Genomic DNA, 9,916 nt, shown 5'->3' with positions numbered 1-9,916 from the left:
AGATCCGGTTTTTTATGAAAAAATACTCCAGGGAAATGTAAATTCCGGCGATCTAATAAGCATGATATGCGAAGTATCAGGATCTAAAGTTACTCATGTTTTACTCACCAGCCTATCATTGTTAGCCATAGTGACATCGGCCATAGGAATGTCCGTGGGCATATCGGTTTCTTTAAAAGAGATATTTAAAAAATATATCCCCATCATAACCTCTGCTTTACCGACTTTGGCGGTACTATTAATACCAAACGCCTTTATGAGCATCCTATCGTTCGGAGGAATGATAGCAACCGTATTTGTGGTATTTTTACCACTGTATCTTTACTCTTTGATATATAAGAATCAAAAATATGACATCCAAAATATTTTATGTCTATTATTTGCGATTTTGGTGATAATTGGAGAATTTTTGACAAAGAATGGATAATTAATCATATCCTCATAAACTGATTATCCGGTGCCGAAGCCATGGCAGAATTTGAACTGCTTGGATCAGCGGCCGTGGTTGTATTGTTAACCGGTGATATTCCTTGCATAAATTCAAGCATTACAGCTCTCATTGCTTCGGCCTTAGTGATAAATTTTTCGAGAATTTTTTTCAGACTATCCACCTGGATGAAATTCGATGGCAACAGCGATGCCAACCCTATGTTTTTCGATTCTTCATCATAGGAAAATGTCATTTCTTCACAACTAACTCTATTACAATTTGCATGGACGAAATATTTTAATGTATTATGTTGGTTCGCTTCGGGAACTTCGCCCAGTTCTGAATAGAAAACAATTCCATTAAAATATTCATTAAATTTCATATGCAACTGCATATCATCATTGATTGCCAGACAACAATAATTATCGCTGTCAACACTCAACTCGACGCCGATTTCATTGCCAAAAGCAACTATGGCATCCGCCATCAATTGAGAACCATCCATAGATGGTTGAATTTAAAAAAATCCACCTCAAAGTCAATATCCAAAAATATCTAAAAAAAAACGCAATGCGAACTAATCCATAGCAATCATTACCAAGGAACCAGTGGGAATCACATCATAGAGCTCTATAACATCCCGATTTTTCATCAATAGACAGCCCTTGGATATCCGCTGGCCAATCAGTTCTTCACTGGACGTGCCATGTATATATATATAGCGTTCATAGCTATCACAATTTCCTCCTTGGTTAAATCCCGATTGCAACCCAGCTAATCTCAGGATACGACTGGTAATATGGCCAGTTTGCTCAGAAAGATCCAGATCAAAATAGGTCCTATGAATCGACACTCGTCCTTTCAAAATCGTACCCAGTGGTAAATTATCCCCGTATTTTTCTGCCACTTCATGCAACCCCAATGGCGTACCAAAGGAATTTTTCTGTTGGGATATGGGGTTTCGCGAATAAGAAATTATATGAGAGTCTGAAAGGTACCAATTTTCATAGTGATATAACATCGATTTCGAAAGCGATACATAGATAGTGTGTTTAGAAATTTCACGATTCATTTCTGCACAACATCGCTCAATTATACCTTGGTGATACATCCTAGCTATCATAATTTTTTATCAGTAAGTATAGATGCAATGGCAAAATTTACACCGATAATGATATGGCTCATTAAAATTTGTGAAAAATATTATTGACATGCCTGAAATAATGACTGGATGATAAGAAAGATTTTGCAATCTTAAAATGAATATATTATTTAAATTATATTCTGTAAAAAAGCTTTCTTAATTAAACAAAATTACTATCATCAATGCGGTGACATCTTCAATGAGAGTATATAAAAGCAAAAACCCAGGCAGCATATTGCTGCTTGTGCTGGGCTTGATGATGTTGGCTACTAGTTTAGTAACGGTATTTTTAAAATCCGTTGTATCAGATGTTATGTATAATTCACAACTGAAGGATCCCATTGACCTAAAAGTTGCCGCCTATTCCTACTTGGATCTGACCATCGGTACTCTTGTTCAGCTGAGAAAAGAATGGGGCGGTGGCCTACTCTTCACCAAAGAATGGCTGAATGGATCCACAGAAACTACAAATGCCACAGAAGATGATAAAGACGATTCTAATGGCCATGGTAGTAATTTTGCCAATAATGAAACAAATGCCCAAACAAATCAGGATATGTTGAGCGATTGCTTTTTAAAGAAATTAGCCCAAAGGGCTGGTCTAAAAGAAAAAGACATAAGTGGTAATAAGCTCATTGCCAAAGCTGTGCCCGAAGTGGAGATAATCTTGGAAGATGAAACTGGAAAACTGCCACTATGTAGTGAATTTTACAATGCAATACCACAGGATCTGCGCGGAATATATGGCAATGTTATTTGTAGTTGTGTCTTTGGCGGGAAATCATGGATTTTAAAAAATGTAAACAAAATTGATTTTGATAACGATAAAATAACCAATATAAACAATGCCATAAAGGATATCTTCACACTGACTGGCAATCCTCCTAAGGCTAAAAATGGCATAGCCTCTGTCAGGCATTTTGCCAAACTGCTACAGGAAAAATTACCCCATTGCGAATTTTTTGACGAAAATGGTAACGAAACAGATTACTTTTTAATACTACAGGAGTATTTTACCGTCATTCCAGGCCTCGAAAAAAATTATAGCAAATTTAAAGTAAATATTCTTACTGCCAACGAAGAATTGCGTAGCAAGTTAGTAGAATCAAAGGGTAAATCAAACTTTAAAACCAATAAAACCTGGTACACAGAGACCAATGTGGAAAATTCTGACAGCAATGATTCCAATGAAGGTTCTTCTAAAACCATTTTGAAAATGGCAAGGGGAAAACAAAGTCCCTACACTGAGTATCGCAACATTTTGAAAAGCAAAGGATTAAATGTAGATGAATTAACATATAAGAATTTTATTAATTTCAGTGCTGAATGCATGAAAATTGCAGTGAAAATTTCAGGTGAAGTCAACAGATCTACACCCAATTCAAAAAATGAGTTTACCGTTGTGGCATTGGTCGGAACATTGACCAACGGAAAAGGAAGGTTTAATACATTTGATATCTTAAGCATCGAGGAAGTATAATGGCAAGGGGCAAAAAGTTAAAACCTGGCGCATTGGCCAAATATAGAAAAGGATGTGAAACAGCTGTTTTTATCAATAGTGACTTTTTTTTCGTATCCGATTGCGGATTACCAAGTAACAAAATCTCCTATGAAACCCTAGCTGATATAGCATCCCTAAATCTTGAAACATCCAGTCCTTTTCAAGAAGATGACATGTTTTACGGCTTTTTTACAAATCGCAAAGAATGTAGCATGTTCATCTATTCAACGCTGAAAAATAGAATAATAGAAACCGGCGATGATACTAAAGATTACATGTTTCCGGAATTTTTGCCTGCATTGCTCATAAATATCGACTCGGATGGCATCATATTCAAACGCCGAGACCGCATCATTGTAATAGAAAAAACAAATAATATGTTCTCTGGCATTAGATTATTTAATGAAGAAAAGGATTCTCACCTGCCAATGGTAGAATTTCATAAGCACAGAGTGATTATATCGGAAGGAATAAGATTATTTGTCACCGTAACCCACGAAGGCAATGTGAAAAAACAGAAATTATTATTAAAATTCAAAGACAAAGCTTTCTGGCATATGGAATTACACGATAGATTTTTCAATTCCACCAGGATGAAGTCTAAGATTTTGCAACTATTATCTTTCGATGTCAGCATCCTATCCACGGTTGTTGCCATATTTGCATTTTCATTCTCGGCCATATTTGGCCAAAAGATAGTCAATGAACGCTCAATTTCCGGTATATTGGCTGCAAAAGAAAGCAAGATAAAGAATTTGAAGGAAAAAGATAAAAGATTAAATGAATTGGCTTCTTTTTCCAAAAAAAGACAGGCCTATTTTAAAATTCTGGAAGATATAAATAAGTTAAGGCCAAGTAAAATGACATTTAACTCAGTCAAAGCCATAGATGGAAATAAACTTGAAATTTCGGCCGTGGCTAAAATGGAAATAAGAGAAGTGAATGCATATACAGATAAATTGTTGGAACTGAATTCATTGCAAACTGTTAAATGTGTTAAACCCATAACGAGTGGCGGCGAAACAAGGTTTTCCATAATAGTGGAGGGTAAAGAATCATGAGTCTATTTTCGAAGGGTAGAAGTTTGTTTTTTTCCATGAGTCCAAACATGCGTAAATGTATTCTTGGAGTAACTTTTTCATTAATGGTGATATCTTTGCATCGAGGTATAAAGGATGTAAAAATTCTAAAAAAAATCACTACTGATAATGAAAAATTAACTCTGACTCAGAAAGAATGGCTTGATATTGAGCAAAATATTTCAACTAAATTTAAAGATGTGATGATCGAAGTGTTTGAAAAAGGTAAAATAGATGAAAGTCGTTTGATGGAAACCGTTGATAGTGCAGCAAGGACCATCGGAGGATCCTATTCATTGGCTAGTCCAACCACCGAAACCAAGGACTTTTTTGAGATTCATAAGATAGCTATTAGTTTTTCCAATGCAAAAATAGAAGAAGTATTGTCCTTTGATGAAAAAATAGAATCCATACAGCAGAACCTTCGTGTAGAAGAAGTCAATCTATCATCACCAGGCAATGGTCTAATATCTGCAAAATTTGTAATTGGAGCATTAGATATAAATAAAAACAAAAATATCAAAGAACTTTTAGCTGGATTAACAAAAGATGAGATAGCACAAATATCATCATATGTACAAATAAACCCTAATATTGTAAACGAAAATGAATAAGAATAAGGCTTTATTTTTAATTTTGGCATGCCTCCTAACATGTTATTCATGCCATAAAGCAAACGCAGCAGATGGACCTAAGGACCATGGACAAGCCGTCGCAGCCACATCAACCTCCCATGTTGATGAGAAAAAAGCTGCAACGTCATTAGGAACAAATGCTACGCCTACATCGGGTCCGAAAGCCGGTGAACATGCAGGCATGGACAAGGCCAATGATAAAACCGATGAACCACCGGCCATGATTGATAATATCGATGGAGATGCCGAGGAATATAATGATCCGGCAAACGATATAGTCGAACAATTGGTTCTGGTCGAGGAAGGAATAAGTCAGGTGTTGGCCATTTTGGAAAAATTGACTGGGAAAACAGTTTTGAAGGAAAAAATTCCGGACTCAAAAATAAGTTTGGAAATTCAGCAACCCATGACCAGAGCCGAGGCAATTTTGGCAATAGAAAGCGTATTGGCCTTGAATAACGTAGCTACCATAGATATGGGTGATGGATTCATCAAAGCTGTTGTGGCGAAGAACACATCAAGCCATGCCCCAGAACTTGTTGATGAATCGCTAAGAGATGTGGTGGCAAGCCAAAAAGCCTATTCAAAATTTTTCACACTCAAGTATCTTGATGCCGGGGAATTCAATAAATTGATAAAACCAATGGTCACCAATGGGCTATCCCAGGTAATACATTTCCAATCATCAAACTCGTTACTAATAGTGGATACCCTTGCCAATCTTCAGAGAATAGAGGAAGTGGTCAAAAGAGTTGATGTGCCGATAGACATAAAAGAAGAGATGTATTTTCATGTGTTAAGTAATGTGAAGGCTGCATCGGTGGTAAAATGTATCAGAGATATATGTAGTCGCGGTTCATTCAAAAAATATTTTTCCAGTAATATTACCATCGAAAGTGATGAACCAACTAACCAATTGATAATTATGGCGCCATCAGAAAGTTTGAGCGTCATAAAGAAAATCATAAAAAATCTCGATGTAAATAAGGAACCCTTGACCAGAACAGAAGTGATAAGAATAAAACATGGAAGTGCCAAGGAAATCTCCGAACTGATGAGAAAAATAATAAATGAACAACGGAAACAAGAGGATAGGGTCAATTCCTATAAACTCGCCCAACAGGAAGCCCAAGCCCAAAGACTTCAAAATAGCACTGCAACACAAACTAAATCAGCGGCAAATACCCCAATTCAATTAGATTTAGGCAATAATGATGGCATCGGCGAACATGACATACAATTTTCCAGCTCATTGGCCATCGAGAATGATGAACGTAGCAATTCGATCATCGTATACGGCACACCCAGCGATATTTTACAGGTTAAATCCATTGTAAATAAATTAGACATACTGCTTGATCAGGTTAGGATAGAAGTAGTAATTGCCCAGGTTACCTTGGACAAAAATCAAGTAAGTGGACTGGACTCTTTCAATCTCAGCTTTGTGCCAGGTAGTGGCATCTCCGTGGGCAATGGCGGATCGAGTGCTGGTAATAGCTCAACCAGTGGTGGCAATTCCGGTGGATCCGATAGCGTCACACCTTCGGGCAGCCGAGGTAGCGAAATTGGCTATGGGTTTTATGGCGCAGATAAACATTTTTCACTAAGCGGAAATCTAAGAAACTTTTCGCTTAATTCCGTATTTAATAAAGCTAAAACGGATTCAAATGTAAAAATAATGTCAGCGCCAACCATAGTAACAACCCACAATCGAGAAGCCGTAATAGAGGTGGGTGAATCTATGCCAATTTTGGAATCAAGCATCTCGGATTCTAACACCGGTGGCGGCATAAAATCGAGCATTACCTATAAAAATGTCGGAATTATGTTGAAAGTTAAGCCACTTATTGGCAATAACGGCATAATTCAATTGGAAATAGAGCAGAAAATTGAAAAAAAGGTGTCTGAGGTAGAATTTAGCGCGGCAAAACAGCCTGTTATTTCAACAAAACATGCCACATCGTTTGTCAGTGTAGCCGACATGGATGTGGTTGTAATGGCTGGTTTGCAAGAAAAAATCACAGAAAATGGCGGTGGTAAGCTATGGCTACTGGGCGATTTGCCACTACTCGGCGATACATTGTTCTCATCGAGAAAGAAAAGAGAAACAACGACAGAATTAATAATATTCATTAAGCCTACCATAATATTACAACCGCAGGATGAAGAAGGTTATTTAAATAAACGCATACTTGCAGCAGGTGTGAAAAAAGATTTTGATAATTATAACGAAAACGGAAAATTTGATGATGGAGAACCATTCCCCAATGACACATTGTTTGGTTTACAATTGGCCGAACTAAAAAGGACACAACAAGAAATAGACAAAAGAGAGGAAAAATTGTATGAAGAATATTTAAAAGATCCTGAAAATAAAAAGAAAAAGGGGCGTAAATGGAGAACGCTCAGGAAAAAGCATCTAGCAAAAACAAATAAAGCTGAGCAAAAGAAATTTGAAACCAAGAGAGATAGAATAAGGAAAGCTAGAGAAGCTAACAAAAATAAGAAGCCCGATGACCATGGTAAAAAGGCATCTGGTACTAATAAATAGTAGAAAATAATGGAGTGATCAAGTTATGATAGTACATGATATTAAAGTACTTACGACTATCCTTCTGGTCCTTTCTGCTGTCACAGCAAAAGGAGCGGCGAGTCCTAATTCTGCTGTGTTGGAGAAATTTGGGTCTTTATTGAAAAATTCACCCTTCGGGAAATATACTCCTCCACCACCAAAGGAAGTCCCTAAACCAGTGGAACCGCCAAAACCAAAGGAGGAGAAACCAAAGCCAAAGCCTGAACCCAAGCTGGAAATGGAATTTCGCGGTGTTATTTCATTTAATAACGAAAATGGCGGAGGAAATGACGTTTTTAGTTTTTACAGTAAAAAGGATAAACGCAGCTTTGTGATTAACACTGGTGTAAGTAATGAAAGCGACCCTTTCTCCATTACATCCTATGATTCGGTGAAAAAAATAGTACGCGTCAGGACTAAAAGTGGCCAAGAACAAGACATAGAGATGCTAAAACAAGGCAAACCAGTGGTGGCCAACGGCAACTCAGATGACAATCTATATGGCGGCTACGATAATTATGGCTATGGTAGCTATGGCGGCTACGACAGTTATGGCTATGGTGGTGGCGGCTATGACAGCTATGGCTACGGTGGTGGTGGTGGCTACGACAGCTATGGTTACGGCGGTGGCTATGCCGACTATGATAGTTATGGTTATAGTAGTTATGGTAACTATGGTGGTGATAGTTATGGAGGTTATTGGTAACAATCATTGTATCTTCTAATAAAGATGGATAATTTAGAATGTAAAATTAGTGAGCTTGGAGAAGACGTGGAAAGTAGCGTCTTGGGAGCGCAATTTGAGAAAAGAATGAAAATTCTTGCTGTAAAATTAGATTCCAATATCAAAGATACGCGGGCATGGGTATCCGAAGCTTCGGAACTAGAATTTATTGAAAAATTTGCACCCTGTGACGATATAACAGCCATAATTCCATCCCAAATCATCCATGAATATGCCTGCCTACCCATAATCCAAGAAGACGAATCCATTGCCATAGTCTTTGCCTGGCCTCCCAATGAGATGATGAAGCGCTGGCTAAAGGCTGCCTGTCCAGGTGATTATAAGTATTTCCTAGGCGATGCCGAAGAGATTCGAAGGATAATAAATGCTAAATTTGGCCTCGGGGCAGACAATTTCCTGGAAGGTGATGAAGGCGGCAATCTTCAAGCCAAACCAGACGCCATAGAAGAGGATGAAGATGCTGTCATAATAAAATTTGTGAATGAAGTAATTAGGCAAGCTCTCATAGATAGAGCCACAGATATTCATTTCGAACCACAAAAAAATGCATTGCAAATAAGGTATCGTATCGATGGTGCGCTGGTACCGGTAAAACTTCCTCAAAATTTGATTTACTATCAGGCAGCGGTAATCTCTCGACTGAAAATAATGGCCAAGCTTAATATTTCAGAAAAAAGAAGGCCTCAGGACGGCCGTATATCTTTTAAATCCACTGAAAAATCTGTCGATATCCGTGTGTCCACATTGCCCATGGTCTATGGAGAAAGCATAAGCCTACGTCTGTTGGATCTGGGGGATGCTCCGGTGGCCATAGAAGATATGGGACTTGGGGAACCGGAACTAAAGAAGGTAATAAACGCCATAACCAGGCCCCATGGCATAGTACTTGTAACCGGACCAACAGGTTCTGGTAAATCTACCATGCTTGGCGCCTGCATAAGAAAAATAAGATCACCGGAAATCCGAATAATAACAGTGGAAGATCCGGTAGAGTATGAAATACCTGGGATCAATCAATGTCAAGTCCAGTCGGACATCGGTATGACCTTTGCCAGTGCATTGCGCTCCATATTGAGACAGGATCCCGATGTGGTAATGATCGGTGAGATAAGAGATCAAGAAACTGCAGATATCGCCATAAGGGCTTCCATCACAGGTCACCTCGTGCTGAGTACATTACACACAAATGACTCAGCCGGAGCAATTTCAAGATTAGTTGATATGAATCTCGAACCATTCATGATCGCCAGTTCATTGCAATTGGTAATAGCCCAGAGATTGGTAAGAAAACTTTGTCCTCATTGTGCGAAACCTAAACAATATGACGAAAATGATCTTAGCCATTGTCTAAAAACCCTTGGCATAGATCCCAAGGATGAATTACAATTTAATAGCAAAATACTAGAAGGCAAAGGCTGCGATAAATGTAAAAATGGCTATCGAGGAAGACTAGCGGTATTCGAAGTGTTGGTGGTCAATGACCGGATTCATCGAGAAATCATAAAGGGATCGCCCTCAAAGTTAATAAGAGATCTGGCCATAGAGCATGGCATGGAAACTCTATCAAAGTGCGCCTGGGAACAGGTGAAAAAAGGCCGGACAACGCTGGCAGAAATCATGCAATTCTCCGATGAAAATAATATGGATGGATGATTAGCCTCTAGCATATATTAAGGCAGAAGGACTATTTTTTTTACAACATTTACCAAAATATTTTATTTTTTGTAGTCCATGGATGACAGGTGGTTGTAAATCCGATGGAATTTCAAATATTACCCGAGCGTCATCCGTGGGAGATAACAAATCTAGG

General features: G+C 38.2%; 9 protein-coding genes. 7 read left to right on the top strand and 2 right to left on the bottom strand.

Annotation, left to right across the window (positions count from 1 at the left end):
• On the top strand, window positions 1-427 hold a 427-nt coding region (locus LBH49_00690; protein MDR0351157.1), incomplete at its 5' end, for a hypothetical protein.
• A gap of 4 nt (window positions 428-431) precedes the next feature.
• On the opposite strand, the gene LBH49_00685 is transcribed toward LBH49_00690, so the two are convergent.
• Together LBH49_00685 and LBH49_00680 are read right to left on the bottom strand one after the other, a co-directional pair.
• Entirely contained in the window at window positions 432-935 is a 504-nt protein-coding gene (locus tag LBH49_00685) for a type III secretion system chaperone (protein MDR0351156.1), read from the bottom strand.
• A 72-nt stretch (window positions 936-1,007) separates the two neighbouring features.
• The gene (locus tag LBH49_00680) at window positions 1,008-1,553 is read right to left on the bottom strand and encodes a L,D-transpeptidase (GenBank protein ID MDR0351155.1); all 546 of its coding nucleotides are present in this window, start codon (window positions 1,551-1,553) and stop codon (window positions 1,008-1,010) included.
• 208 nt (window positions 1,554-1,761) lie between these two features.
• Here LBH49_00680 and LBH49_00675 point away from each other — a divergent pair, with 208 nt between their 5' ends.
• The 6 genes from LBH49_00675 to LBH49_00650 are packed head-to-tail and all read left to right on the top strand — an operon-like array spanning window position 1,762 to window position 9,759.
• A complete protein-coding gene (locus LBH49_00675; GenBank protein ID MDR0351154.1) occupies window positions 1,762-3,054 on the top strand; it encodes a hypothetical protein in 1,293 nt (430 codons plus the stop codon).
• Window positions 3,054-4,136: a hypothetical protein gene (locus LBH49_00670; GenBank protein MDR0351153.1), complete on the top strand. Its 1,083-nt coding sequence runs from the start codon at window positions 3,054-3,056 to the stop codon at window positions 4,134-4,136. Before LBH49_00675 ends, LBH49_00670 begins: the two co-directional genes overlap by 1 nt.
• Window positions 4,137-4,171: 35 nt before the next feature.
• Complete coding sequence (locus LBH49_00665; GenBank protein MDR0351152.1) at window positions 4,172-4,768, top strand: hypothetical protein; 597 nt, start codon at window positions 4,172-4,174, stop codon at window positions 4,766-4,768.
• Window positions 4,761-7,340: a hypothetical protein gene (locus LBH49_00660; GenBank protein ID MDR0351151.1), complete on the top strand. Its 2,580-nt coding sequence runs from the start codon at window positions 4,761-4,763 to the stop codon at window positions 7,338-7,340. The genes LBH49_00665 and LBH49_00660 overlap by 8 nt, the downstream gene beginning before the upstream one ends.
• Window positions 7,341-7,365: 25 nt before the next feature.
• Window positions 7,366-8,067: a hypothetical protein gene (locus tag LBH49_00655; protein MDR0351150.1), complete on the top strand. Its 702-nt coding sequence runs from the start codon at window positions 7,366-7,368 to the stop codon at window positions 8,065-8,067.
• Between the two features lie 24 nt (window positions 8,068-8,091).
• A complete protein-coding gene (locus tag LBH49_00650; protein MDR0351149.1) occupies window positions 8,092-9,759 on the top strand; it encodes a GspE/PulE family protein in 1,668 nt (555 codons plus the stop codon).
• Window positions 9,760-9,916: the final 157 nt, after the last annotated feature.

It is taken from the genome of Puniceicoccales bacterium (genome assembly GCA_031255005.1).
GTDB lineage: Bacteria > Verrucomicrobiota > Verrucomicrobiia > Opitutales > LL51 > JAIRTH01.
This window is presented reverse-complemented; position numbering and strand designations above follow the sequence as displayed.